22 protein-coding genes and 1 pseudogene are annotated in these 25975 nt (G+C 73.3%); 18 read left to right on the forward strand and 5 right to left on the reverse strand.

Translation table 11 applies throughout. The annotated features are described in order from the left end of the window. Positions 1-97 precede the first annotated feature (97 nt). On the forward strand, positions 98-1402 hold the full coding sequence (locus ACFY23_RS10420) for an aspartate aminotransferase family protein (RefSeq protein ID WP_350686159.1): 1305 nt from the start codon (positions 98-100) through the stop codon (positions 1400-1402). 47 nt (positions 1403-1449) lie between these two features. Continuing rightward, positions 1450-2940 (forward strand): CoA-acylating methylmalonate-semialdehyde dehydrogenase, encoded by a 1491-nt coding sequence (locus tag ACFY23_RS10425; RefSeq protein WP_350686168.1) that lies wholly within the window; start codon positions 1450-1452, stop codon positions 2938-2940. On the opposite strand, the gene ACFY23_RS10430 is transcribed toward ACFY23_RS10425, so the two are convergent. After that, on the reverse strand, positions 2912-4444 hold the full coding sequence (locus tag ACFY23_RS10430) for an acyltransferase (protein WP_350686161.1): 1533 nt from the start codon (positions 4442-4444) through the stop codon (positions 2912-2914). The two genes, ACFY23_RS10425 and ACFY23_RS10430, sit on opposite strands and share 29 nt — an antisense overlap. Before the next feature lie 195 nt (positions 4445-4639). Between ACFY23_RS10430 and ngcE (ACFY23_RS10435) the strand changes: the two genes are divergently transcribed. The 4 genes from ngcE (ACFY23_RS10435) to ACFY23_RS10450 all read left to right on the forward strand — a co-directional run bounded on the left by ngcE (ACFY23_RS10435) (position 4640) and on the right by ACFY23_RS10450 (position 9440). Continuing rightward, positions 4640-6058 (forward strand): N-acetylglucosamine/diacetylchitobiose ABC transporter substrate-binding protein, encoded by a 1419-nt coding sequence (gene ngcE, locus ACFY23_RS10435; protein ID WP_350686162.1) that lies wholly within the window; start codon positions 4640-4642, stop codon positions 6056-6058. A 68-nt stretch (positions 6059-6126) separates the two neighbouring features. Continuing rightward, entirely contained in the window at positions 6127-7035 is a 909-nt protein-coding gene (locus tag ACFY23_RS10440) for a sugar ABC transporter permease (protein WP_350686163.1), read from the forward strand. After that, positions 7032-7937 (forward strand): carbohydrate ABC transporter permease, encoded by a 906-nt coding sequence (locus ACFY23_RS10445; protein ID WP_350686165.1) that lies wholly within the window; start codon positions 7032-7034, stop codon positions 7935-7937. Before ACFY23_RS10440 ends, ACFY23_RS10445 begins: the two co-directional genes overlap by 4 nt. Positions 7938-8084: 147 nt before the next feature. Then, positions 8085-9440, forward strand: coding sequence for a HEAT repeat domain-containing protein (locus ACFY23_RS10450; RefSeq protein WP_350686166.1), 1356 nt, complete (start codon positions 8085-8087; stop codon positions 9438-9440). Between the two features lie 339 nt (positions 9441-9779). On the opposite strand, the gene ACFY23_RS10455 is transcribed toward ACFY23_RS10450, so the two are convergent. Continuing rightward, positions 9780-10769, reverse strand: coding sequence for a BadF/BadG/BcrA/BcrD ATPase family protein (locus ACFY23_RS10455; RefSeq protein WP_350819581.1), 990 nt, complete (start codon positions 10767-10769; stop codon positions 9780-9782). 192 nt (positions 10770-10961) lie between these two features. Here ACFY23_RS10455 and ACFY23_RS10460 point away from each other — a divergent pair, with 192 nt between their 5' ends. The 5 genes and pseudogenes from ACFY23_RS10460 (at position 10962) to ACFY23_RS10480 (ending at position 15397) form a co-directional block, all read left to right on the forward strand. Then, the gene (locus ACFY23_RS10460) at positions 10962-11924 is read left to right on the forward strand and encodes a MurR/RpiR family transcriptional regulator (RefSeq protein WP_350686647.1); all 963 of its coding nucleotides are present in this window, start codon (positions 10962-10964) and stop codon (positions 11922-11924) included. Positions 11925-11941: 17 nt separating this feature from the next. Continuing rightward, positions 11942-12076: pseudogene (locus ACFY23_RS10465) on the forward strand (sugar isomerase); the annotation flags it as partial. A gap of 26 nt (positions 12077-12102) precedes the next feature. Next, complete coding sequence (gene ngcE / locus ACFY23_RS10470) at positions 12103-13539, forward strand: N-acetylglucosamine/diacetylchitobiose ABC transporter substrate-binding protein (protein ID WP_350686645.1); 1437 nt, start codon at positions 12103-12105, stop codon at positions 13537-13539. Positions 13540-13559: 20 nt separating this feature from the next. Continuing rightward, a complete protein-coding gene (locus ACFY23_RS10475; protein ID WP_350819580.1) occupies positions 13560-14468 on the forward strand; it encodes a sugar ABC transporter permease in 909 nt (302 codons plus the stop codon). Beyond that, positions 14468-15397 carry a carbohydrate ABC transporter permease gene (locus ACFY23_RS10480; RefSeq protein ID WP_350686642.1) on the forward strand — a complete coding sequence of 310 codons (930 nt, stop codon included), beginning with the start codon at positions 14468-14470 and terminating at the stop codon, positions 15395-15397. Before ACFY23_RS10475 ends, ACFY23_RS10480 begins: the two co-directional genes overlap by 1 nt. Positions 15398-15460: 63 nt before the next feature. Here ACFY23_RS10480 and ACFY23_RS10485 read toward each other — a convergent pair whose 3' ends face one another. Both ACFY23_RS10485 and ACFY23_RS10490 read right to left on the reverse strand, forming a co-directional pair. After that, positions 15461-17191, reverse strand: a complete 1731-nt coding sequence (locus ACFY23_RS10485) for an ABC transporter ATP-binding protein (protein ID WP_350819578.1) — start codon at positions 17189-17191, stop codon at positions 15461-15463. Beyond that, on the reverse strand, positions 17188-18876 hold the full coding sequence (locus ACFY23_RS10490) for an ABC transporter ATP-binding protein (RefSeq protein WP_350819593.1): 1689 nt from the start codon (positions 18874-18876) through the stop codon (positions 17188-17190). Before ACFY23_RS10490 ends, ACFY23_RS10485 begins: the two co-directional genes overlap by 4 nt. 163 nt (positions 18877-19039) lie before the next feature. On the opposite strand from ACFY23_RS10490, the gene ACFY23_RS10495 reads away from it, so the two are divergent. From ACFY23_RS10495 to ACFY23_RS10505, 3 genes are all read left to right on the forward strand, one after another. Next, the gene (locus ACFY23_RS10495; protein WP_350686732.1) at positions 19040-19522 is read left to right on the forward strand and encodes a hypothetical protein; all 483 of its coding nucleotides are present in this window, start codon (positions 19040-19042) and stop codon (positions 19520-19522) included. A gap of 75 nt (positions 19523-19597) precedes the next feature. Continuing rightward, a complete protein-coding gene (locus ACFY23_RS10500) occupies positions 19598-20818 on the forward strand; it encodes an MFS transporter (protein WP_350819577.1) in 1221 nt (406 codons plus the stop codon). A 60-nt stretch (positions 20819-20878) separates the two neighbouring features. Beyond that, positions 20879-22552, forward strand: a complete 1674-nt coding sequence (locus ACFY23_RS10505; protein ID WP_387037512.1) for a bifunctional 3'-5' exonuclease/DNA polymerase — start codon at positions 20879-20881, stop codon at positions 22550-22552. A 10-nt stretch (positions 22553-22562) separates the two neighbouring features. Here the strand turns inward: ACFY23_RS10505 and ACFY23_RS10510 are convergent, their stop codons facing one another. Further along, positions 22563-22976 carry a helix-turn-helix domain-containing protein gene (locus ACFY23_RS10510; protein WP_350686729.1) on the reverse strand — a complete coding sequence of 138 codons (414 nt, stop codon included), beginning with the start codon at positions 22974-22976 and terminating at the stop codon, positions 22563-22565. Between the two features lie 82 nt (positions 22977-23058). On the opposite strand from ACFY23_RS10510, the gene ACFY23_RS10515 reads away from it, so the two are divergent. The 4 genes from ACFY23_RS10515 to ACFY23_RS10530 all read left to right on the forward strand — a co-directional run bounded on the left by ACFY23_RS10515 (position 23059) and on the right by ACFY23_RS10530 (position 25975). Then, a complete protein-coding gene (locus ACFY23_RS10515) occupies positions 23059-23871 on the forward strand; it encodes an NAD(P)H-binding protein (protein WP_350686727.1) in 813 nt (270 codons plus the stop codon). A 196-nt stretch (positions 23872-24067) separates the two neighbouring features. Further along, on the forward strand, positions 24068-24661 hold the full coding sequence (locus ACFY23_RS10520; protein WP_350819575.1) for a nucleotidyltransferase family protein: 594 nt from the start codon (positions 24068-24070) through the stop codon (positions 24659-24661). A 47-nt stretch (positions 24662-24708) separates the two neighbouring features. Next, positions 24709-25212 carry a hypothetical protein gene (locus tag ACFY23_RS10525; protein WP_387037516.1) on the forward strand — a complete coding sequence of 168 codons (504 nt, stop codon included), beginning with the start codon at positions 24709-24711 and terminating at the stop codon, positions 25210-25212. A 208-nt stretch (positions 25213-25420) separates the two neighbouring features. Further along, on the forward strand, positions 25421-25975 hold the full coding sequence (locus ACFY23_RS10530; RefSeq protein ID WP_350819574.1) for a hypothetical protein: 555 nt from the start codon (positions 25421-25423) through the stop codon (positions 25973-25975).

The raw sequence follows: 25975 nt of genomic DNA on the forward strand, positions 1-25975 counted from the left end.
GGCGGGGGCCGCCGCTGCGCTACACAGTGACAGTTGTCCCTGCCGCCCGGTGATGAGAGCGTGCCGTTACCGCGAACGCCGCTGAGAGGGTGCGACGATGACCGCCGACGATCTGCTGGCCCGGCACCGGGCCGTGCTCCCGTCCTGGATGCCGCTCTACTACGACGAGCCGATCGAGCTGGTCTCCGGCTCGGGTCGCCGGGTCACCGACGCCGGGGGCCGCACCTACCTGGACTTCTTCGGCGGGGTGCTGACCTCGATGATCGGTTACGACATCCCCGAGATCCGGGAGGCGGTCGAGCGGCAGGTCCGCACCGGCATCGTGCACAGCTCCACGCTCTACCTCATCCGCCAGCAGGTCGAGCTGGCCGAGAAGGTCGCGCGGCTCTCCGGCATCCCCGACGCGCGGGTGTTCTTCGCCAACTCCGGCACCGAGGCGAACGAGGCGGCGCTGCTGTTCGCCACCAACCACCGCCGCTCGGCGCAGATCCTCGCGGTGCGCAACAGCTACCACGGCCGGTCGTACGCGACGATGGGCGTGACCGGCAACCGCGGCTGGTCGGCCAGCGCGCTCAACCCGCTCCAGGTGGCCTGGCTGCACTCCGGTGAGCGGCTGCGTGGCCTGCTCGCCCGGCTGAGCGAGTCCGAGCGGGTCGACGCGGCGGTGGAGGACCTGCGCGAGGTGCTCGCCACCCAGACCGCTGGCGACGTGGCCTGCCTGATCGCCGAGCCGATCCAGGGCGTCGGCGGCTTCGTGCACCCGCCGGACGGGCTCTTCGCCGCCTGGAAGAAGGTGCTCGACGAGCACGGCATCCTGTTCGTCTCCGACGAGGTGCAGACCGGCTGGGGGCGCACCGGCGAGCACTTCTGGGGCTACCAGGCGCACGGCGTCACCCCCGACCTGCTCACCTTCGCCAAGGGCATCGGCAACGGCTTCGCCCTGGCCGGCGTGGTCGGCCGGGCCGAGGTGCTGGAGTCGGTGCCGGCGATCAGCTTCTGCACGTTCGGCGGCAACCCCGTCTCCACCGCCGCCGGCAACGCCGTGCTGGACTACCTGCTCGACCACGACCTCCAGGCCAACGCGGCCCGCACCGGCGCGATCCTCGCCGACGGCCTGCGCGCCGCCGTCGGCGGCCTCGACTGCGTCGCCGAGGTACGCGGCAAGGGGCTGATGCTCGGCGTCGAGTTCGTCCGCCCGGGCACCGCGGAGCCGGACCCGGCGCTGACCGTCCGCGTCCTGGAGGCGTGCAAGGCCGGCGGGCTGCTGGTCGGCAAGGGCGGCCTGTACGGCAACGTGCTGCGGATGGGCCCGCCGTTGACGCTGACCGAGGACGAGGCCCGCGAGGGCCTGGCCGTCATGGTCGACGCCATCCGCTCCTGCGCGGCGGCGGTGGCGGCGTGACCGTGGCGAACGGCGGGCCCGGCACGGCCGGGGCGACCACCACGGACCTGGCCACGGTGTCGCACTTCGTCGACGGCAAGCGGTTCGGCGGCACGTCGACCCGGCACGGGGACGTCTTCGACCCGGCCACCGGCCGGCGTACCGCCCGGGTGGCGCTGGCCTCGGCGGCGGACGTCGCGGTCGCGGTGGAGGCCGCCGAGCGCGCGGCCCGGGCCTGGCGGGACGCGTCGCTGGCCCGGCGGACGGCGGTGCTCTTCGCCTTCCGCGAGCTGGTCAACGCCCGCCGCGACCGGCTCGCTGAGGTGATCACCGCCGAGCACGGCAAGGTGCTCGCGGACGCCGCCGGCGAGGTGCAGCGCGGCCTGGAGGTGATCGAGTACGCCTGCGGCATCCCCTCGGCGTTGCGCGGCGGGTTCAGCGAGAACGTCTCCACCGAGGTCGACTCGTACAGCCTGCGCCAGCCGCTCGGTGTGGTCGCCGTGATCTCCCCGTTCAACTTCCCGGTGATGGTGCCGCTGTGGTTCGTGCCGGTGGCCGTGGCCTGCGGCAACGCGGTGGTGCTCAAGCCGAGCGAGAAGGACCCGAGCGCGGCGCTGCTGCTGGCCGAGTGGTTCGCCGAGGCCGGCCTGCCCGACGGGGTGCTGAACGTGGTCAACGGCGACGCCGAGGCCGTCGACGCGCTGCTGGACCACCCCGGCGTGAAAGCGGTGTCGTTCGTCGGCTCCACCCCGGTCGCCCGGTACGTGCACCAGCGCGGCAGCGCCGCCGGCAAGCGGGTGCAGGCCCTCGGCGGCGCGAAGAACCACATGGTGGTGCTGCCGGACGCCGACCTGGACCTGGCCGCCGACGCGGCGGTCAACGCCGGGTTCGGCTCGGCGGGGGAGCGGTGCATGGCGATCTCGGCGCTGGTCGCGGTGGAGCCGGTCGGCGACGCCCTGGTCGCCCGCATCGCCGAGCGGATGGCCCGGCTGCGCACCGGCGACGGCCGGCGCGGCTGCGACATGGGCCCGCTGGTCACCGCCGCCCACGCCGACAGGGTCCGCGCGTACGTCGCGGCCGGGGTGGCCGCCGGCGCGGTGCCGGTGGTGGACGGCCGCGACGTCGAGCCCGACGGCGACGCCGCCGGGTTCTGGCTGGGCCCGACGCTGTTCGACCGGGTCACCCCGGACATGTCGATCTACACCGACGAGATCTTCGGCCCGGTGCTCGGCGTCCTGCGGGTCGGCTCGTACGACGAGGCGGTGGAGCTTGTCAACGCCAACCCGTACGGCAACGGCACGGCGATCTTCACCAACGACGGCGGCGCGGCGCGGCGTTACCAGCACGAGGTGGAGGTCGGCATGGTCGGCATCAACGTGCCGATCCCGGTGCCGATGGCGTACTACTCCTTCGGCGGCTGGAAGTCCTCGCTCTTCGGCGACCTGCACGCCCACGGCGAGGACGGGGTGCGCTTCTTCACCCGGGGCAAGGTGGTCACCAGCCGCTGGCTCGACCCCCGGCACGGCGGGGTCAACCTCGGCTTCCCCACCCAGACCTGAGCAGTCGCAGGGCGCCGGCCCCGGCCAGGTACGCCGCCAGCGCCGGGACCGGCACCCCCAGCGGCTCGGGCGCCGACCTCGGCGTCTCGGCGTTGACCACCAGGGCGTACACCACGGCGGTGAAACCGGCGGCGGTGAGCGCGGCACGGGCGCTGCCCCACCACCCCGGACGGGCGGGCCGCCCGTCGTCGAGCGGCTGCCCGTCGTCGCGCGCCCGCCCGTCGCGCGCCCGCCCGTCGTCGCGGCGCGGCCGGGCGGCCTGCTCACGGCCCGACGTGGGTGCCCCGCCGTCGGCCCGCCGGCGGTCCCGGGCGCGGCCGGTCGGGCCGGTGCGGGCCTCGACGGGGCCGAAGACGGCGACCAGGACGGCCAGCACCACGGTCAGCATCAGCACCCAGGGCACCCGCCAGGCCAGCCAGGCGCCCGATCCCACTGGCGGGGTCGGCAGCGCCCCGGCCGCGTCCAGCGCGCCGACCAGCAGGATCGCGGCGGTCAGGTGCCAGAGGAAGACGGTGAGCACGACCGCGTTGACCGCGATCACCGCCTGCCACGGCCGGGAGCGGCGCAGCCAGCGTTCCGCCGGGTCGCGCAGCAGCAGGATCAGCCCGAGCTGGGCCGTGGTCAGGGTCAGCAGCGCGAGGCTGGGCGGCGCGGCGTTGTCCAGCCGCTCGCCCGGCACGTTGAGCATGCTGACCGGGTACGGCCCGGCGGTCAGCAGCACCGTCGTGGCCAGACCGCCGAGCAGCGCCGTCCCGCCGGCCCGCCGCGACAGCGGCAGCCGGTGGGTCAGGACGCCGCGCCGCGCGGGCGCGCCCGGGCCGGCGGCCGTGTCGGGGCGGGTGGGCGGCTCGGCGCGGGCGTCGCGCCAGGCGAAGCCGAGCTGGTGGACGGCCAGCCACCCGAAGACGTAGTTCGGCAGCGCCAGCTCGGCCGGCCCGAGCGCGCGTCCGACGTCGCCCGCGGCGACCAGCGCGGCCAGCACGAGCGGGACGAGCAGGCCGAAGCGCCGGTGCAGGGCGTACATCGCGGGGGTCAGCGGCACCACCACCAGGTAGGCCGCGAGGAACCACAGCGGGATGGTGGCGAACCAGGCGACGGTACGCACCAGCGTCGCCTCGACGCCGGCCAGCGACGCGACGACGGAGCCGGCGGCGATCACCAGCAGCAGCGCGGTGGTGGGGCGCAGCAGTCGCGCGCCCCGGCCCAGCAGCCAGGAGACGCCGTCGCCGCCGGCCGCCCGGCGGGCGGCCAGCGAGGCGGCGTTGGCGTAGCCGCCGACCAGGAAGAACACCGGCATCACCTGGGCCACCCAGGTCAACGGGTACGCCCAGGGCAGGTCGGGCAGCGCCGAGCGGGCCGTCGGCCGGCCGGTGGCGTCCTCGCTGATCGCGGCGACCGCCCAGTGGCCGAGAACGACCATGACGATCGCGAGCGCCCGCAGCAGATCGACGTACCGTTCCCGACCAGCCGGCGTGCGCGCGGCGAGTTGCCGCAGACGGCGCATAGCCCTGAGGGTATGTCAGGCGCGAACCGATCGGTGGTGATAACGGTTCGGTCTGCGGGTCTTGAAGTCCGCCGGTTACTGCCGTAGAAATTCTTCAGCAACACTTAACAAACTGAAGACAACTTCCCCCTGGCCTCGTGCGGCGGCCGCCTTCCCCCATCCGGCGCCCGCCCGGACCCGATCCGAGGAGAGACCATGAACAGGCGTGACATCCTGCGGCGCAGCGCCGCCGCCGGCCTGCTGGCCACCCCCGCCGCCGGCCTGCTCGCCGGCTGCGCCACCGGAGGTGGCGGCGACGACAAGGGCGACGCCGGCACCTATAAGGGCACCAAGAGCGAGCAGAACCCGCTCGGGGTCAAGGAGGACGCGCCCCTCGAGGTGGTGATCTTCAACGGCGGCTTCGGCGAGGAGTACGCGAAGGCCCACGAGGCCATGTACACCGAGAAGTACCCGAAGGCGAAGGTCAACCACTCGGCGACGCAGGAGATCAGCAAGACCCTCCAGCCGCGCTTCGTCGACGGCACCCCGCCGGACGTGGTCAACAACTCCGGCGCCGGTCAGATCGACTTCAACGGCCTGGTCTCCCAGAACGCCATCGCCGACCTGGGCGAGCTGCTCGCCGCCCCGAGCCTCGACGTCCCGGGCAAGACGGTCAAGGAGACCCTGCTGCCGGGCGCGGTCGAGGTCGGCTCGTACGACGGCAAGTTCCTGGTGATGAACTACACCTACACCGCCTACGGCATCTGGCACTCCACGAAGCTCTTCGCCGAGCGCAACTGGCAGTACGCCAAGACCTGGGACGAGCACATCGCGCTGTGCAAGCAGATCAAGGCCGCCGGCATCGCCCCCTGGACGTACGCGGGCGCGCACCCCCGCTACATGAGCTGGCCGCTGATCTCCACCGCCATCAAGCTCGGCGGCCCCTCCGTCGCCACGGCGATCGACAACCTGGAGCCCAACGCCTGGAAGTCCGACGCGATGAAGGCGGCGGCCGACGCGTGGCACCAGATCGTCAAGGACAAGTACATCCTCGAGGGCTCGCCCGGCCTCGACCACAAGCAGTCGCAGACGGCGTGGTGCCAGGGCAAGGCCGCCTTCATCTCCTGCGGCTCCTGGCTGGAGAGCGAGCAGAAGGACGTCACCCCGGCCGGGTTCAACATGACCATCCAGCCGACCCCGAGCCTGGGCAGCGGAGACAAGCTGCCGTTCGAGGCGATCCGGGGCACCGCCGGCGAGCCGTTCATGGTGCCGGCCAAGGCCAAGAACCTCGCCGGCGGCCTGGAGTACTTCCGGGTGATGCTCTCCAAGAAGGGCGCGCAGGACTTCACCAGGAAGGTCTCCAGCCTGACCGTGGTGGCCGGCGCCAGCGAGGGCGTCGAGCTGCCGTTCGGGCTGAACACGGTGGTGAAGGCGCTGGAGGCGTCGGGCAGCAACGGCTTCAACTGGGTCTACAACAACTACTACCGCAAGCTGGAGCGCAACCTCGTCGACGCCGCGTGCGGCGAGTTCTTCAGCGGCCGGATCGGCCCGGCCGAGTTCCTCGACCAGTGCCAGAAGGGCGCCGACTCGATCGCCCAGGACAGCTCGGTCAAGAAGTACAAGCGGGCCGTCTGACACCCCCGGCCCGGTGGGAGCGGAGCCCCCGCTCCCACCGGGCCGCAGCTCGGAGGTAGGACCTCATCGTGAGACATGGCAAGTACCCGCTGATCGTCACCTTCCTGGTGCCGCCGGTGCTGCTCTACGTCATCTTCGTCGTGTCGCCGTACCTGCAGGCGTTCCAGATCTCCACGACCGACTGGCTCGGCTACTCCGCCGACGCCAACTCCGTCGGGCTGGCGAACTTCAAGGCGCTGTGGAACGACGACTACGTCTGGAACGCGTTGAAGAACAACGCGGTCCTGCTGGCGCTGGTGCCGGTGCTGACGATCGTGCTCGGCCTCTTCTTCGCCACCATGCTCAACATGGGCGGCCGCAAGGGGCGGGCCGGGGTCAGCGGGGTGCGCGGATCGTCGGTCTACCGGACGGTCTACTTCTTCCCGCAGGTGCTCTCGGTCGTGATCATCGCGCTGCTCTGGAAGGAGGTCTACCATCCGAACAAGGGGCTGCTCACCAGCGCCATGAACAGCGTCGGCCTCTCCGCGCCCACCTGGCTCGGCGACCCGAAGACCGCCTTCTGGTGCGTCCTCGCCGTGATGATCTGGAGCAACGTCGGCTTCTACGTGGTGCTCTTCGGCGCCGCCATGTCGGCCATCCCGAAGGAGATCTACGAGGCGGTCATGCTCGACGGCGCCTCCCGGCTGACCACCCTGCGCAAGGTGACCATCCCGCTGCTCTGGGACACCGTGCAGGTCGCCTGGGTCTACCTGGCCATCTTCGCCCTGGACGGGTTCATCCTCGTGCAGCTGATGACCAATGGCGGGCCGAACTTCTCCACCGACGTCATCGGCGTGCGGATGTACGACACGGCGTTCGGCAGCGAGACCAAGTTCGGCTACGCCTCGGCGATCGGCGTGGTGATGTTCTTCCTGACCCTCACGGTGGCGGTGCTGGCGCTGCGGGCCAGCAAGCGAGACAGGATCGAGTACTCGTGACGACTCTGGACAAGCCCGCCGCCGTGGCGCTGCCCGTCGAGGCCGCCGGCCCGGCCGACCGCCCGGTACGCCGCGAGCTCGGCGTCGCCAACGTGCTGTCCCACGGTTTCCTGCTGTTCTGGGGCGCGCTGACCGTGCTGCCGCTGCTGTGGATGTTCCTCAGCTCGTTCAAGAGCAACGCGGAGATCCTCGCCGACCCGTGGGGGCTCCCCGGCGAGCTGCGCTTCGACAACTGGGCCCGCGCGTGGAGCGGGGCACACATCGGGCAGTACTTCGTCAACAGCCTGGTGGTGGTGGCCGGCTCGGTCACCCTGACCATGCTGATGGGCGCCGCCGCCGCGTACGTCTTCGCCCGTTACGAGTTCCGCGGCAAGCAGTTCGTCTACTACCTGTTCGTCGGCGGGCTGATGTTCCCGGTCTTCCTCGCCCTGGTGCCGCTGTTCTTCGTGGTCCGCAACGCGGGGCTCTTCGGCACCTGGACCGGACTGATCCTGGTCTACGCGGCGTACTCGCTGCCGTTCACGGTGTTCTTCCTGACCGCCTTCTTCCGCACCCTGCCCACCTCCGTGGCGGAGGCGGCCCTGGTCGACGGCTGCGGTCACTTCCGGCTCTTCTTCCAGGTGATGCTGCCGATGGCGCGTCCGGGACTGATCAGCGTCGGAATCTTCAACTTCCTCAACCACTGGAACCAGTTCCTGCTGCCCCAGGTGCTGATGCAGGGCGACGAGTCCAAGTGGGTGCTCGCCCAGGGCCTCGCCGCGCTCTCCGTCAACCAGGGTTACGCGGGCGACTACGCCCAGCTCTTCGCCGGCCTCACCATCGCGGTGGTTCCGGTGCTGCTGGTCTACGTCGCCTTCCAGCGCCAGGTCCAGTCCGGCCTGACCGCCGGCCAGCTCAAGTAGCCTTCCCTCCATCGTCCGGTTCTGACCATCGTCGCCGGCCGGTGCCGGGCGGTCGCCTCGCCGTCGAGCGCGGTGGGCGTACTGCCCAGTGCCCGGCCGCGCGGAACCTGGAGCGCGCGGCCGGCCGGGTCCGCCTAGGATGCGGCGGTGCCGATCACGAACTCCGTCCCCGGTGGCCTCACGGAAGCCGTCCGGGCGCTGGCCGATCCCGAGCCCGAACGCCGGCGCGAGGCGCACCGGACGCTGGTCGCGGCCGGGTCCGGGGCGGTCGCTCCGCTGATCGCGGGGCTGCTCGACGAGGAGTCCCCGGTGGACTGGGCGGGTGCGGCGGGCTCGGTGCTGCGGGAGATCGGTGCGCCCGCGTTCGAGCCGCTGGTCGCGGCCATCGCCGCCGCGACCACGGTGGAGGTCCGGCGGCGGTGCGGCTGGGCGTTCCAGGGGTTCGGGGTGGAGTTGCTGGACGCGTACGCGGCAGCGCTGTCCCACCCGAGCCCGCACGTCCGGCAGGACGCCGCCCTGGGCCTCCAGTACCGGGGCGCGGCCGCCGTCCCCGCGGTCCCGGCGCTGCTGCCGCTGCTCGCCGACCCGGACCCCGACGTCCGGCAGCGCGCCGTCTGGGCGCTCTCCGCCATCGGCGCCGGCGCCCTGCCGGCGCTGCACGAGATCCGCCGGCACGGCCCCGGGCGGCTGCGCGCGGGCGCGCTGCGAGCCATCGCCGAGCTGGCCGGCGAGCCGGCGTTCAGCGCGCCGGACCGGGCCGCCGTGGAGCGGCTCATCCGGATCAAGCTGCTGGCCGAGCGCCCCGGGTCGGTGGCCGGCCGTGCACCGTGCGGGTCGTGGCTGGCGTTGCCCACCGGCGACCAGGCCGCCGTCCTGGACGCGCTGGAGCTCTCCGATCCGCGCCCGGCCACCCTGCGACTGGGCTACGCCGCATCCGCACACGACAGCCACTGCGCCGACGATCGGTACGCCCGCAGCCGCGTCTTCGTCACCCCGGAGCTGAACGGCTGGACCCTCGTCCTCGGCCCCTGGTACGCCTTCCGTGGCGGCCCGAAACGGGAGGCCGAGACCTGCCGGGCGCTGAGCGAGCAGTTCGGCGCGGCCCAGTCGTACTGGTACGACGCCCGCGGCGGCGGCTCCGCCTGGCTGATCTGTGCCGCCGGCGAGGTGCTCCGGCAGTACGACGACGACAAACCCAAGCGCAGCGTCGGCGCCCGACTGCCGGTGGAGGAGGGCCTGCTGCTGCCGCACGAGGAGCCCGACATCCCGGACGAGGCCTGGGCGTCGTGGGACCACGCCGCGCCCGACGCGGATGAACGCTGGGCGGAGATCGAACGCCGGTACGGCGTGCCGGACACCTGCGACGCGCTGACCGTCGCGGCCGCCATGTCGGTGGATCCGGCCGGGCTCGGCCCCGACACCGACATGCGCGGGCACGGCCTGCTGGCGCTGACCAAGGTGGGGCGCAAGCACGGCGTCGCACCCGGCGCCCTACCCATCTGACCCCGTCCCCCGCAGGGCGGGCACCGGCTGGCGGGGTGGCCTGGCCGGCTGGCGGGGGTGGCCTGGCCGGCTGGCGGGGTGGCCTGGCCGGCTGGCGGGGGTGGCCTGGCCGGCTGGCGGGGTGACCTGGCCGGCTGGCGGGGTGACCCGGCCGGCTGGTGGGGCGACCGGGCCCGCTGTCACGGCTGCCTCGGTGGGCTTGATGTCGTGAACGATTCAGCTCGACAGCGTCCCGCCCTCATTCCTCCGTCGCCTCGGCAGCCGGCGACGGCGCCGTGGCGACGACCGTGGCGACGACCGTGGCGGCGACCGTGGCGGCGACCGCGGCGGCGGCCGTGGTCAGGCCGTCGCGGGGACCAGTAGCGCGTGCAGGGCCCGGGGATCAGCCACCTCGGGCAGGTCGCGGGCGGCGAGCCACGCCGCCGCCGCCGCGCCGTCGCCGGCGGAGCACAGCACCGCGTCCGGCCAGCGCCGGGCGATCTCGGCCCGGACCGCCGCCGCCAGCGGGGTGTCGCCGGTCAGCAGCCCGCCGCCGAGCACGATCGGGGAGGCATCGCCGGCCGGGCGGATCCGCGCGGTGCTCTCCGCCAGGTGGTCGGCGGCCTCGTCGATCAGCCCGCGGGCGACCGGCTCGCCGTCGACGGCGGCGGTGACCACCAGGGGCGCGAGCCGGGCCAGCTCCACCGGGGGTCGTCGGGTCACCGCCTGGACGAGCGCGTCGCCGGTGTCCCGGGGCCGGGGCGCCACCTCGGCGGAGCCGAGCAGTTCGACGAGCACCGCCGTGCCCAGCCGGCCCGGGGCCTGGCCCCGGTCCAGGTCGGCCAGCAGCCGGCGGACCGCCTCCCGGCCCAGCCAGAAGCCGGAGCCGGCGTCGCCGAGCAGCCAGCCGTGACCGTCGGCGACCCGGTCGAGCCGCAGCTCGCGGACCTGTGCGGCGATCGCGCCGGTGCCGGCGATGACCACGGTGCCCTCGGGGCTCGCGGTGCCCGAGGCGTACGCGACCAGGGCGTCGCCGTGCACGTCGTACGGGCAGCGCAGGCCGGCGTCGCGCCACGCCCGGTCGAAGGCGTCCCGGCCGGCGGGGTCGGCGAGCAGCCGGCCGGCCCCGGCCAGCCCGATGGTGCCGGCCCGGACCCGGATGGGGTCGACGTCGGCGAGCGCCTCCCGCAGGGCGGCCAGGAGTTCGCCGGCGGCCCGCTCGGCGCCGTGGCTGGTGGGGTTGCCGCCGCCGGCCCGGCCGGTGCCGAGCCGCCGGCCGTCCAAGCTCAGGGCGGCCGCCCGGGTGGACGTACCTCCGACGTCGAGACCGACCACGACGGTGTCGGACATCGGCACCCACCTCCTTGATCAATGCCGCGTTCATGCTGGTCGGCCCGGCGGCGGAGAGCAAGGGCCGGCACCCCGTCGCGGGCTGTGCGCCAGGTAACAGTTTGAAAACTTCGCCCACGGCCTTGACAGGGAGGGCCTTTCAGTAAGAACTTTTACCAATAACAGTAAAGAACCTTTTCGGAAAGGCGTCCCATGGTTGATCACGAGGTGGACATCTCCGCGGGGGCCGCGGTGGTCGACGCCGACGCGGTCGACCGGCGGGCCGCGCTCGGGGTCGCCTCCGACGGCGTGCTGGCGCGGGTCCGGGCCGGCGCGGGCGAGCTGACCGGGGCGCTGCGCCGGGTCGCCGAGCACGTGCTCAGCGACCCGGAGGCGGCCGCGCGGGCGACCATCGTCGAGCTGGCCGAACGCAGCGGCACCTCCCCGGCCACGATCACCCGGTTCTGCCGGGCGATGGGCTTCGACGGCTACGCCGACCTGCGGCTGGGCATCGCCGCCGAAACCGGCCGGGCCCGCTCGGCGGGCTGGACCGTCGACATCGGACGCGAGATCCAGCCGAGCGACCCGCTCTCCCGGGTGCTCGACCAGATCATGGCCGCGGACACCCGCGCCATGCACGACACCGCCGCGCTGCTCGACCTCGCCGAGGTCGAACGCGCCGCCGTCGCCATCGCCGGGGCGTCCCGGGTGAACATCTTCGGCGCCAGCGGCAGCGCCCTCGTCGGCGAGGAGATGCAGTTCAGCCTGCACCGCATCGGCGTGGCGGCCTGGGCCTGGAACGACGTGCACGAGGGCCTGGCCAGCGCGGCCCTGCTGCGCCAGGGCGACGTGGCGCTCGGCATCTCGCACACCGGCCAGACCCGGGAGACCATCGAGATGGTTGCCGAGGCCGGCAGCCGGGGCGCGACCACAGTGGCGTTGACCGGCTTCCCGCGCTCGCCGCTGGCCGAGCTGGCCGACATCGTGCTGCTCACCGCCAGCCAGGCCACCACGTTCCGCCCCGACGCGCTGTCGGCCCGGCACCCGCAGCTGGTCGTGCTCGACCTGCTCTACGTCGCCGTCGCCCAGCGCACCCACGACCGCGCCCACGCGGCCTTCCGGCGCACCGCCCAGGCCGTCGACGGGCACAAGGCCGCGAAGGGGGCCACCGCATGATCAGCGCGCGGGGGTACGCCGAGGTCGTACGACGGTTCCACCAGGCCGGTGAGGTACCCCCTGTCTACCTCTCCGCCAACGTCCCCGGTGGGGACGAGCACCACCACGCCCTCGAGTCGCGGTACGCCGGGCGCCTCCGGCGGACCACCTGACCCGAACACCACAAGGAGAGACGACGATGTCAACTACCCCCGACCACCCGGCCGACCTGAGCCGCCGGACCGTGCTGCGCCGGGCCGCGGCGGTGGGCCTGCTCGCCACCCCGGCGGCCGGCCTGCTGAGCGCCTGCGCGACCAGCGGTGGTGACGAGAAGAACGAGCAGGTCGCCGGCGGCACCAAGAGCGCCACCAATCCGCTCGGCGTCCCCGAGGACGCCCCGATCGAGGTGGTCATCTTCAACGGCGGCTACGGCGAGAAGTACGCCACCGACGTGCACCAGCCGCTCTACAAGAAGGCGTTCCCGAAGGCCGAGGTCAAGCACCAGTCCACCCAGGCCGTGTCCACGGTGCTCCAGCCGCGGTTCGCCTCCGGCAACCCGCCGGAGTTCGTGAACAACTCCGGCGAGAAGCTGATGGACTTCGGCGCCCTGGTCGCCGACGGCCAGTTGATGGACCTCACCGAGCTGTGGGACGCCCCGTCGGTCGACGACCCCAACAAGAAGGTCCGCGACACCGTGGTGCCGGGCACCGTCGAGGCCGGGTCGTTCAACGGCAAGCCGTACGTCCTGTACTACGTCTCCACCGTCTTCGGCATCTGGTACTCCGGCAAGCTGTTCAAGGACAACGGCTGGGCCCCGGCGAAGAACTGGGGCGAGTTCACCGCGCTGCTCGACAAGATCAAGGCAAAGGGCATCACGCCGTACGGCTACGCCGGCGCGAACGCGGCCTACTACCAGTGGAACGTGATCCTCACCCACGCGGCGAAGATCGGCGGCACCGACGTGCTGAAGAACATCGACAACCTGGAGGACGGCGCCTGGCAGCAGGACGCGGTCAGGCAGGCCGCCGAGGCGTGGGCCGAGATCGGCGCCAAGTACGTCGACAAGAGCTTCGAGGGGCTCAAGCACACCGACGTGCAGCTGCGGCAGAACCAGTACAAGCTGGCGTTCTACCCCAGCGGCGACTGGCTGGAGGGCGAGCAGAAGAAGGACACCCCGTCCGGCTTCGAGTACCAGTTGATGCCGGTGCCGAGCCTGTCCGCGTCGGACAAGCTGCCGGCGACGGCGCTGCGGGCCACCGCCGGCGAGGGCTACTTCGTCTCGGCCAAGAGCAAGAACCCCAAGGGTGGCCTGGAGTACATGCGCCAGATGCTCTCGGTGGCCGGCGCGAAGGGCTTCACCGAGGTGGTCAAGGCCCCGACGGTGGTGACCGCAGGCTCGGAGGGCTTCGCCTTCCCGCCGGGTGTCGCCAGCTCGCAGACCGCGCTCAAGGCCGCCGGCCAGGACGTGTTCAACCTGTACTTCGACGGCTGGTACAAGGAGCTCGACACGGAGGCGCGGACGGCCACCAACGAGCTGATGTTCGGCCGGATCAAGGCGGACGCCTTCGTGGAGCGGATCCAGAAGCGCGCCGACGCGATCAAGAAAGACAGCTCCGTCACCAAGTTCACGCGCTGATCGATCGGAGCGTAGGGGTCATGCGGCACGGCAAGTATCCGTTCGTGATCGGGTTCCTCTTCGTCCCGGTCACGCTGTACGTGGTCTTCGTCATCGCGCCGTACGCGCAGGCGTTCCAGATCTCGATGACCAACTGGCGGGGGCTCTCCGCCCCGCAGTGGGTGGGCTTCGACAACTTCCGGAGGTTGTTCGACGACGACAACTTCTGGAAGGCGGTCCAGCACCACGGCGTACTGCTGCTTGCCCTGCCGCTGATCACCATCGCCATCGCGCTGTTCTTCTCGTTCCTGCTCAACGTGGGCGGCAGGAGCAGCGGCGGGCAGCGCCAGGGGGTCTGGGGGTCGAAGTTCTACCGGGTGGTGTTCTTCTTCCCCCAGGTCCTGGCGGTGGCCATCATCGCGGTGCTGTTCCAGACGGTCTACCGGCCCAACGAGTCCGGCCTGATCAACGGCGTGCTGATGAAGCTCGGCCTCGACCCGGTGCTCTTCCTGGTCCGGCCGAACCTGGCCCTCTGGTCGATCCTCGCGGTGCTGGTCTGGCAGGCGGTCGGCTTCTACGTGGTGCTCTTCTCGGCGGGCATGGCCTCCATCCCCGGCGAGATCTACGAGGCCGCCGAGATCGACGGGGCGAGCCGGGTGACGCTCTTCTTCCGGGTCACCCTGCCGCTGCTCTGGGACACCCTCCAGGTCGCGTGGGTCTACCTGGGCATCGCCGCGTTCGACGCGTTCGCCATCGTCTCCGTGCTGTCGGTGGACGGCGGCGGCCCGGACGGCGCGACCACCGTGCTGGCCATGGAGATCTACCGCAACGCCTTCGTCTACTCGAAGTACGGCTACGCCTCGGCCATGGGGGTGGCGCTGTTCTTCCTCACCATCACGTTCGCGGCGTTGACGCTGCGGCTGACCAAGCGGGAAAGCGTGGAGTACTGATGAACCCGCAGACGACGCTGCCGCCGACGCCGGCGGCGCTACCGCCGAAGACCGTCAAGCCGGGCACCGCGGGTGGGCGCGGGCGCGCGGGCCGACGCTCGGAGGCCCGGCTGTTCGCCGGCCTCGGGCACGTGGCGCTCGCGGTCTGGGCGGTGATCGTGATCGTGCCGATCCTCTGGACCTTCCTCGCCTCGTTCAAGAACACCACGGAGATCTTCAGCAGCCCGTGGACGCTTCCGGCGGAGCTGCGGTTCGAGAACTACGCCCGCGCGTGGAACAAGGCGAACGTCGGCCGCTACTTCCTGAACAGCGTGATCGTGGTGGCGTGCAGCACCTTCGGCACCATGCTGTTCGGCTCGATGGCCGCGTACGTGCTGGCCCGTTACAAGTTCTGGGGCAACCGGGCGGTCTACTACCTGTTCGTCTCGGGGCTGGCCTTCCCGGTCTTCCTCGCCCTGGTGCCGCTCTTCTTCGTGGTGAAGAACCTGGGGCTGCTGGACACCCACACCGGGCTGGTGCTGGTCTACATCGCCTACTCGCTGCCGTTCACGGTCTTCTTCCTGGCCGCGTTCTTCAAGACGCTGCCGGCGTCGGTCGCCGAGGCGGGGATGATCGACGGCTGTTCGCACACCCGGCTCTTCTTCCAGGTGATGCTGCCGATGGCGAAGCCGGGCCTGATCAGCGTGGGGATCTTCAACATCATCGGCCAGTGGGCGCAGTACCAGTTGCCGCTCGTGCTGCTCTCCAACGCCAAGGACAAGTGGGTGCTCACCCAGGGCATCGCCGACATCTCGGTCAACGCCGGCTACGAGGCCGACTGGTCGGGCCTGTTCGCCGCCCTGACCATCGCCATCCTCCCCATGATCGTCGTCTACGCGATCTTCCAGCGCCAGATCCAGTCCGGCCTCACCTCCGGCGCCGTGAAGTGACGTGACCCGGGCGGGTCGACGCGGTGCCCGCCGACGTCGACCGCCCGGCCCGCCCGCGCGACGTCAGGGATGCCAGGAGCGCCAGAGAGCGGCGTACGGGCCGTCGGCGCGGATCAACTCGTCGTGGCTGCCGAGCTCGGTGATCCGGCCACCCTCCAGCACCGCCACCCGGTCGGCGTCGTGCGCGGTGTTCAGCCGGTGCGCGATCGCGATCACGGTGCGCCCGGCGAGCAGGGCGGCCAGGGCCTGCTCGGTGTGGCGCGCGGTGGTCGGGTCGAGGGCGGCGGTCGCCTCGTCGAGGATCAGCGTGTGCGGGTCGGCGAGCACCAGCCGGGCCAGGGCGAGCTGCTGGGCCTCGGCCGCGCCGAGTTGGTGTGCCCCGTCGCCGAGGCCGGTGTCGAGGCCGTCGGGCAGCCGGGCGTACCAGTCGGCGCCGACGGTGGCCAGCACCGCGCGCATCCGGTCGTCGGTGGCGTCCGGGGCGGCGAAGGCGAGATTGTCGCGCAGCGTACCGATGAAGACGTGGTGCTCCTGGGTGACCAGTGCGATGCGTCGCCGCCGCTCGGCCGGGTCCAGGTCGGTGACAGGGCAGCCGCCGACGCTGACCTGCCCCTCCCGGGGCGGGTCGATGCCGGCGAGCAGCCGGGCCAGGGTGGACTTCCCGGCCCCCGACGGCCCGACGACCGCCAGCCGCTCGCCGGGGCGCACCGTCAGGTCGATGCCGCGCAGCACGTCCGGCCCGTCCGCGTACCCGAACCGGGCGCCGCGCACGACCAGCTGTTCGCCGGCCGGCGCGGCGGCCCGGCCGGGCGACTCCGGTGGCACCTCGCCGACGCCGAGCACCCGGGCGAACGAGGCGAAGCCGCGCTGCGCCTGCTCCGTCCACTGCAGGATCCGGTCCAGCGGGTCGATCGCCTGTTGCAGGTAGAGCGCCGCGGCGACCACCGCGCCGAGCGACACCTCGCCCCGGGTGAGCAGGAAGCCACCGGCCAGCAGCACCGCCGCGACGGGCAGCGGGTAGCTGGCCTCCATCGTGGTGAAGAAGACGGAGCGCAGCGCGAGGGTGGCCCGCCGGGCCGACCACACCCGGGCGATGCGCGCGTTGCCGTGCCCGACCCGCTCGTCGCCGAGGCGGAACGCCTCGACCGTACGGGCGCCCTCGGCGGTGCTGGTCAGCGTCTCGGTCAGCTCGGCGGCGGCCGCCCCCTCGGCCAGGTAGGCGGGGCTGGCCCGCCGCAGGTACCAGCGGGTCACCCCCACGATCGTCGGCAGCCCGGCCAGCGCGGCCACCCCGAGCACCGGGTGCAGCAGGAAGACCGCCCCGAACAGCAGCGTCAGCTGCACCGAGGCGATGACGATCGTGGGCACCACGTCCCGGACCGTGATGCCGACGGTGGCCACGTCGACCGAGCTGCGGGTGGCCAGCTCCCCGGACCCGGCCCGTTCGACGACGGCGACGGGGAGGTTCAGCGTCCGTTCGACGAACTCCTCGCGCAGCCGGGCCACGGCCCGCTCGCCGAAGCGATGGCCGGCGTACTGCGCGTAGCGCGACAGCAGCGTCTGCACCAGCACGCAGCCCACGATCGCCAGCGCGAGCCGGTCGACGGTGCCGACGCCCGTCCCGGCGGAGACCCGGTCGACGACGGTGCCGAGCAGCCACGGCGGGGCGAGCCCCGCGACCGCGGCGGCGACGTGCAGCGCCAGCACGGCTGCGACGGCGCGCCGGTCCCGGCTGATCAGCTCCCGCGTCGCGCGGCGTACGGCGGCCCGGTCGGCGACCGGCAGCCCGGTCACCGCGGCACCCGCTCGGCGTCGGCGTCGTCGCGCGCCACCAGCCGCCGGTAGCCCGCGTCCGCGTCCATCAGGTCGGCGTGCCCGCCGGCGCCGACGACCCGCCCCGCGTCCAGGTGCGCGACCCGGTCGGCCCGCCCGAGCAGCAGCGGCGAGGTGGTGAACACGACGGTGGTGCGGCCGGCCCTGGCCTCCCGCAGCCGCGCGGCGATGCGGGCCTCGGTGTGCGCGTCCACCGCCGAGGTCGGCTCGACGAGGATCAGCACCTCCGGGTCGGCGAGCAGTGCCCGGGCCAGCCGCACCCGTTGCCGCTGGCCGCCGGAGAGGGAACGGGCCCGGGTGTGCAGCGGGGTGTCGAGCCCCTGCGGCAGCGCGTCGACCACGTCCTCGGCCGACGCGGTGTGCAGGGCGGCGCCGATCCGCTCGTCGTCGGCGTCGGGGCGGGCCCCGCGCAGCGTCTCCCGCAGCGTTCCGGCGAACAGGTACGCGTCGTGGTCGGCGAGCAGGACGCGGGCCCGCACCTCGTCGAGCCCGACGCCGGTCAGCGGTGCCCCGCCCCAGGTCACGTCGCCGACGACGTACCGGCCGAGCCGGTCGGCCAGCGCGACGGCGTCGGCCGGGTCGGTGGCGGCGACCGCGGTGAGCCGGCCGGCGGGCACGGTCAACCCGCTCGCCGGGTCGTGCAGGTCGGCGGGGCCGTCCGGGGCGGCGGCCCGCGTCGGCCGCCGGGCGTCGGGAACCGGTGCCGCGCCGGGGGAGGACGGCAGGGGGCGGGGGCCACCGACACCATCCGGCGTCACGGCGAGCAGGGCGATGATCCGACGGGCGGCGACCCGCCCCCGGATCAGCTGGTGGCTGCCCTCGAGCAGGAACCAGACCGGCACGATGAGCGTGGCGACGTAGCCGTAGACGGCGACCAGCTCCCCGACGCTGATCTCGCCGGTCACCGCCATCCGGGCCGCCAGCCACACCACCGCGGCGAGGAACAGCCCGGGGATGGCGACCGTGGCCGCGTCGATCCAGCTGTTCACGGCCCCCACCCGGTAGCCCTCGGCGAGCAGGTCCCGGGACCGGGCGGCGTACCGGCGGGCGAACAGGCCCCGGCCGCCCACCCCGGCGAGCACCCGCAGCCCGGCCACGATGTCGCCGGAGCGGGCGGTCAGCTCGCCCTGCTGCTGCCGGTAGGTCGACTCCACCCGGTCCAGGCGGCGCAGCAGGGGCGCGACGACCAGGCCGACCGCCGGCACGCCCACCAGCACGCAGAGCGCGAGCAGGGGTGAGATCGACCAGAGCACGACGGCGACGACCACGTACGCGACCACCGCGCCGACGCCGGGCCCGGTGATCGTCAGCACCTGCGCGGCCCGGTCGACGTCGGCGCCGCCCACCGTGGCCACCTCGCCCGCCGCGCTGCGCCGGGGCAGCACCGCGCCGACCCGGGACAGGTGGCGCAGCACCACGGCGGACGACCGGGCCTTCGCGTCCTCCCGGATGAAGGTCATCGTGCGGTGCCGCATGATGCCCAGGTAGGCCACCGCCGCGCCGGCGACGACGATCGTGGCCACCCACAGGGTCAGGGACCGGGTGTCGCCGGGACGCAGCCCGTCGTCCACGGCCCGGGAGATCAGGTAGGGCCGGACCGACAGCCCGGTCATCCAGGCCGTGCCGAGCAGTGCGCCCCGCAGCACCCGCCACGGCTGGCAGCGGGCCAGCCACCACAGGTACCGCAGCGGCCCCCTGGTGTCCGGAACTCCGGGGTCGGGATGGGGGATCCGTGGTGGCACCCGCCCACGCTACCGAGCCGGCTGTCGCCGCATCGACCCGTTTCCACCGTCGACGTAGCGTTGACGTGTGACACCGGAGATGGGTCAGTTGGCCGAGATCCGAGCTGCCCGTTGCCGACTCGACGAGCAGGAGTTGGAGCTCATCGACCGCGCCCGCTACCAGGGTGCGACATGGGCGCAGATCGCTGCCGCGCTGGGACTCGGTAGTCGGCAGGCTGCGGAGCAGCGTCGCCAACGTCTGGCGGCAGCCCGGTGGTCCCGGCGGCAGAACCTCGATCTTCACTATTCGCCGCGGATCGCGGCGTTGCGGACCGCGATAGCGGATCTTCATCGCTGGATCGATGTGGATCGAGGTTGGGATAACCGGTTCCGGCGGGCGGCGCTCATACGAAGTACGGCAGAGGCCGCGCTCGATGCCGCTCCGGGCTCGCTCTACGCGCTGGCATCGCATGTCGCCGCCGACCTCGCCGAGGCGGGGTGCCAACGGTTGCCGAGGCCCGTTCGAGCGGTCGCCGCGAGCCTGGAGGCGGGGCTGTCAACGAAAGCTTGACAGCCGCCAGCGGCATTGCCTTGCTGAGGCTCAAGTAATGAGGATGAGTCACCTCGGCTCAACCTTGGAGGCCCCATGCGCCGCAATGCTGGACTGTTCGTGGCGATATCGCTGCTGTCGGGCTTCGGTGGCAGCGTCATGTCCCTGGTAGCCGGGATCTGGCTCCTTGACCTCACCGGTTCCAGCAGCCTCGCGGCCCTCGCCGGGCTATGCGTGTATGCCCCGGTACTTGCTGGCCCGTGGCTGGGAGGTCTCTTCGACCGGGCGCCGGCGCGACCACTGATCATCGCAGTCAACCTCACGTTGGCCGCCGTCCTGCTGAGTCTGTTCGCGGTGCGGGGACCCGGCGAAACCTGGCTGATCTTCGCCGTCCTGTGCGCCTACGGGCTCGGCCACGTGGTGATTGACGCGGGCGAGACCGCGCTGCTGCCGTCATCGCTGTCACCTGCGGAACTCGGCCATGTCAACGGCTGGCGTTCGAGTGCTCAGGAAGGCATGAAGCTCGTGGCTCCACTGGCCGGCGCGGGCCTCTACGCATGGCACGGTGGTCACGTGGTGGCCGTCCTCAGCGCGGCCGTGCCCGTCCTGGTCGCCATCCTGTACGCGAGAGTGCGACTGACCCGTACGCCAGCCGACCGTCCGCAGGAGCGGCCGCGCGGCCTCCGCGCAGGGCTCGCCATCCTGTTCGGGCAACCGGTGGTGCGCGTCACCGTCGCACTCGCCGCAGTGTCCATTGCCATGTCCGGCTTCACGACCGCGGCCGTCTACGCGATCGTCATCGGGGTGCTTGGCCTGCCGCCTGCGTTCCTCGGCGTGCTGGCCGGTGCCCAGGGCGCCGGGTCCATCCTCGGCGGACTGATCGTCGGCCCACTCATCGCCCGTCGGGGCCCAGTTGCTGTCGGCATCGCCGGCACGGTGCTGTTCGCAGCCGGCTGCCTGGCACGCTGCCTGCCCTGGTGGCCGGTCACGGTTGCCGCCTCGGTGGTCGCCGGCATCGGCCTGCCCTGGACCCTGGTCGCAGCGGTGACCGCAGTGCAGACGCACACACCGACGGCGTTGCTCGGGCGAGTCGCCGCGACGGCCAACACCGTGATGTTCGCGCCGATCGCTCTGGCGATCCCGCTCGGCTCCGCGGCTGTTCACCTCGGCAGCCGCCCGTCACTCATCGCAGCTGCCGGGATCTGCCTGACTTCTGTCGTAACCATCTTCTACCGCTCACCGATGCGGCGGAGCGTAACCGCGTCCACCAACTGCTTCGGCAGCCAACCCCGCTCACCTGTGCGGTCACAGCAGTAGACGTTGTGGTGGTGGGGTGGGTCGCGGGGAGTGTCGTAGGAACGAGGCAGAATCGCGTTCGTGCTGGTGGCGGTGGTGTCGGATGAGCGGGGCGGGGGAGCCCTGCAACCCCTCGACGCTGCCGGGGCTCCTGTCGGCCCGGTCGAGCCGGCGGCCGACCTGGCCGCCGCGGTGGCCGCGCGCGAGCGGGCCGCCCACCCGCGCTGGGTGTGGGCGTCCGGCGCCACGGTCTACCCTGCGCTGCTGCGCGCCGGGGTGCGGGTGGAGCGCTGCCACGACGTGGAGCTGACCGAGGCCCTGCTGCTCGGGCACGCCGGCCGCTGGGGCGAGCCCCGCGCGCTCGCCGCGGCGTGGGCGCGGCTCACCGGTGCGCCGGTGCCGGCCGACCCGCCGCCGCGCCCGGCCGCGCCGCCGGGCCACGGCCAGGGCGCGCTCTTCGACGCCCTGCCCGGCCCGCCGGGCCCCGGCATCGAGGCGTTGACCCGGGTGTACGCCGACCAGCTCGCCCGGATCGCCGCGACCGAGCACCCCGGCCGGTTCCGGCTGCTGGTCGCCGCCGAGTCGGCCGGCGCGCTGATCGCCGTGGAGATGGGCGCCGCCGGGCTGCCCTGGCGGGCCGAGGTGCACGACGAGATCCTCGCCGAGCTGCTCGGCGAGCCGTCCCCGGTCGGCGGCCCGCCCCGCCGGCTGGCCGAGCTGGCCGCCCGGATCGCTGACGCGTTCGGCGTACGCCAGCTGCACGTCGACTCCCCGGCGGAGCTGTTGCGGGCGTTCGCCCGGGCCGGCGTGGAGCTGCCCAACACCCGCGCCTGGGTGCTGCGCGGGGTGGACCACCCCGCGGTGCCGCTGGTCCTCGAATACAAGGAGCTCTACCGGATCTGGACGGCGCACGGCTGGGCCTGGCGCGACGCCTGGGTGCGCGACGGGCGGTTCCAGCCGGAGTACGTCCCGGGCGGGGTGGTCTCGGGCCGGTGGGCCACCCGTGGTGGTGGCGCGTTGCAGATCCCCAAGGTGATCCGGCGGGCGGTGGTCGCCGACCCCGGTTGGCGGTTCGTGGTCGCCGACGCGGGCCAGCTGGAGCCGAGGGTGCTCGCCGCGGTCTCGGGCGACGCCCGGCTCGCCGCGGCCGGCGGCGCCGGCGACCTCTACGCCGCCCTCGCCCAGGACGCCTTCGCCGGCGACCGGGCCCGCGCCAAGGTGGCCCTGCTCGGGGCCATGTACGGGCAGACCGGCGGGTCGGCGGTGCCGGCGCTGGCGGTGCTGCGCCGCAACTACCCGACCGCCTTCGGCTACGTCGAGGCGGCCGCCCGCACCGGCGAGGCCGGCGGGCTCGTGCGTTCCTGGCTGGGGCGCACCTGCCCGCCCGGCACGGCGGGGTTCGGCGACGGCGAGGAGGCCGATCCCGACGGCGGCGGCGACCCGCAGTCGCCGCGCGCCCGGGCGGCCCGGTCCCGGGGGCGGTTCACCCGCAACTTCGTCATCCAGGCCACCGCCGCCGAGTGGGCCTCGACCCTGCTGGCGACGCTGCGCGGCGAGCTCGCCGGCACCCGCGCCGAGCTGGTCTTCTTCCAACACGACGAGGTGATCGTGCACTGTCCGGCGGAGCGGGCCGGGGCGGTCGCCGAGGCGGTCACCCGGGCCGGCGAGCGGGCCGCCGCCCTGCTCTTCGGCGACACCCCGGTCCGCTTCCCGCTGGACCTGTCCGTCGTCGGCTGCTACGCGGACGCCGCGTGACGGGGCCCGGTCAGGAGACGGCGGATCCGGGGTTGGCGGCGTCCCACGCCCGACGGGACTCGGCGATCGCGTCCTTGTGCGCCAGCGACCAGTCGGCCAGCTGCCGGACGAGGTGGGTCAGGCTCCGGCCGCGCGCGGTCAGCTCGTAGGTCACGGTCACCGGGACGGTCGGGTACGCGGTGCGCAGCACCAGGCCGTCGCGTTCCAGGCGGCGCAGGGTCAGGGTGAGCATCCGTTGGGAGATGCCGTGGATGCCCCGCTGTAGCTCCCGGAATCGCCGGACGCCGGAGGAGAGTTCGACGATCGCGAGCACCGTCCACTTGTCGCCGATGCGGTCGAGCACGTCGCGGATTCCGCAGTCCGGGTGCTCGGGCAGCCCGCAGGGTTCGAGCGCGTCGGTTACCGCCGTGTGCCCTGCCGACATGGAAGTGCCTCCTTGTGCCCGGTTCCGTGGTTCCCGACGATGAGGTTAGTTCCGATTCGGTACCACGCGGAAGGCTCATCTCATGCTGCTGGTCACCGGTGCCTCCGGGCACCTGGGCTCCCTCATCCACGCCGGGCTGGCCGAGTGGGGCCTGGCCCCGCTCGCCGGCACCCGTACCCCCGGCCGCTTCGCCGACGCCGGGCGGCACGTGGACTTCGACGACCCGGCGGGGCCGGACCTCGCGGGCGTACGCGTCCTGGTGCTGGTCTCCGCCGGCTACGGCGAGGACGACGTGGTCATGGCCCGCCACGAGCGGGTGATCGCGGCGGCGGAGCGGCACGGGGTGGAACACGTGGTCTACACGAGCCTGGTCGGGGCCGGCGACCACCTGGCGTTCGCGTTGGCACACCGGTGGACGGAGCGCCGCCTGCGGGAGAGCCGGCTGGGCTGGACGATCCTGCGCAACGGGCTCTACGCGGAGCTGTTCGGCCAGTTGGCCGCGCCCGTCGGCGGCGCGGTGACCGCCCCGTTCGGCGCGGGCGCGTTGGCGGCGGTGGCCCGGCAGGACCTGGCCGACGCGGCCGTGCGGGTGGCCGCCGACCCCGCCGCGCATCGCCACCGTACGTACGAGCTGACGGGGCCGGTTGCGCTCACGGCGGCCGGTCTCGCCGCCGCGCTGGAGGTGCCCTACCGTCCGGTGTCGCTGGGCGAGGGTCGTGCCGCGCTGGCGGGCCTGAGCCTGTTGCCCTTCCAGCCGGCGATGCTCATGTCGATCTACTCCGCGACGGCGGGCGGGTTCCTCGCCGAGACTCACGGCGACCTTGCCCGCCTGCTCCCGCGTCCACCCCGTGACCCGATGCCGGTCGCGGTTGCCGCCGCGAGGGCGTCGTCCTGACCCGCCGCACAGTCCGTGGCGGGCGACTCGGCGGGGTTGCCGATCGGTAACAGTTGCACTATTTTCCCCTTTCGCCCCGCTACCCGGCCCGCCTGGTCCTCGTTGCTCCCGGTGTCCGTACGACGGAGCGGGCCGTGCCCTCGCGGCACGGTCCGCTCCATGGTTGGAGGGGGCCCAGCTGAACCGGATCGCAGGAATGATCATCGCCGCGGGCGGGGGGCGCCGCATCGGCGGCCCGGAGGCCCTGCTCCACCAGGGGGAGAAGCCCCTGGTGGACCAGATGATCGACACGATGACCGAGGCGGGCTGCGAGCGGATCGTCGTCGTGCTGGGCGCGGCGGCCGACCAGGTCCGCGAGACGGCCGACCTGAGCCGGGCCACGGTGGTGATCAACCGGGCGTGGGGAACCGGTGTCGGCTCGTCCATCCGGGCCGGCCTGGCCGCGCTCGACGACGAGGGGATCGAGGCGGTCGTGGTGGTGCCGGTCGACATGCCCGGCCTCACCGCCGCCGCCGTCCGCCGGGTGACTGCGCTGCCGTACCCCGACGTGCTGGTCTGCGCCACGTACGCCGGGTTGCGCGGCTACCCGATGCTGTTCGGGCGCCGGCACTGGCCCGGCATCGCCACCCTGGCCAGCGCGGACGTCGGCGCCCGGCCCTACCTGCTGGCCCACAAGGACCAGATCGTCGACATCTCCTGCGACTCGGTCGCCGACGGCAGCCGGGTCGACACCCCGGAGTTGATGGCGCTCTACGGGCTGACGGTCCCGCCCCAGCGGGTCGGCGTCTAGGTGCCCCGCCCACGACGTCGGTGACGGTGTCTGGTCAGCGACTGCGGATGGCACGGGACCACCTCGGGGTGGAGACGCTGAACTACCATACCCAGGACGTCGGCGGTGAACTGCGGGAACGCAGCGGCGGACGGGGACCCGACGTCTGCATCGAGGCCGTCGGCATGGAGACCCGCAGCAGCGGCCCGCAGTTCCTGTACGACCAGGTCAGGCAGCGGCTGCGCCGCGAACCGGACCGTCCCGTCGCCGCCCGCGAGGCGATCCACCACTGCCGCAAGGGCGGAAGCGTGTTCCTCCTCGGCGGCTACGCCGGCCCGGTCGACAGGTTCCCGCTCGGTGCCGTGACGAACAAGGGCCTCACCCTGCGCGGCGCCCAGCAGCACGGACAGCGCTACATTCCGATGCTGCTGGAACGCATGGCCCGCGGCGAACTCGTCACCGAACACCTCGCGACCCACACCATGCCGCTCGCCGACGCCCCGCAGGGCTACCACCTGTTCCGGAACCGGCTCGACGGCTGCGTGCGGGCCGTCTTCGAGCCGGCGGGGTGACCGCGACCCCCGAACCGGGCCGGCGCACCGCCGGCCACCCGGCGCCGGGCGTGACGTCGCTCCCGCCCGTCGGCGACGTGCCCCGCGTCGTACGGGGCCGCGGCGCGGGGACCCACGACGGGCGGTCGTTCCGATAGCGTCGGCGGGCGCGGCGCGTCGCCGCTCGCCGACGCGGGCCGGGGGAGCCCGCCGGCAACGGGGAGGTGCCATGATCGGCACGGTGGCCCGGCACGTCGCCGGGGCGGTGACCGCCTGGCTGGTGTTCGTCGTCGAGGCGGTGGTCTGCTACCTGGCGCTGTTCGCGTACGCGCTGGTCACCGGCGCCCCCTTGGGCAGTCCGTTGGCCGGGCCGTTCTGGGTGCTGGTCGCCGCCCTGCTGGGTGCCGCGCTCGTGCCGCTGGCGGTGGCACCGGCCGTCGTGATCGGCGACGCCGCCGCGAGCCGCCACGGGCCGGGGGCCCGCACGCTGGCGGCCTGCGCCGTCGCCGTGGTGATCGTCGGGCTGTACGTCGGCGGCGTCGCGGCGGTCACGGGAACGGCCGCCGCCGACGCGGTGCTGGCCTGGCCGATCACGGCGGCGGCGGTGCTCTGCCCCGTCGTGGCCTACGCCGCCGTCGTGCACGGGTCGCCGGCGGCGCTCCGGCTCCTCGCCCGCTGGCGCCGCACCGGCCCCTCTGGCACCGCGCCCGCCCCGCCGTCGCCCGACCGCTGCGAGGGCCCGGTGCCGGCGGCGCGCCGGGCCGACCACGCCGAGCGGCCCTGA

This window comes from Micromonospora sp. NPDC000121 (assembly GCF_042899165.1).
Taxonomy (GTDB): Bacteria; Actinomycetota; Actinomycetes; order Mycobacteriales; family Micromonosporaceae; genus Micromonospora.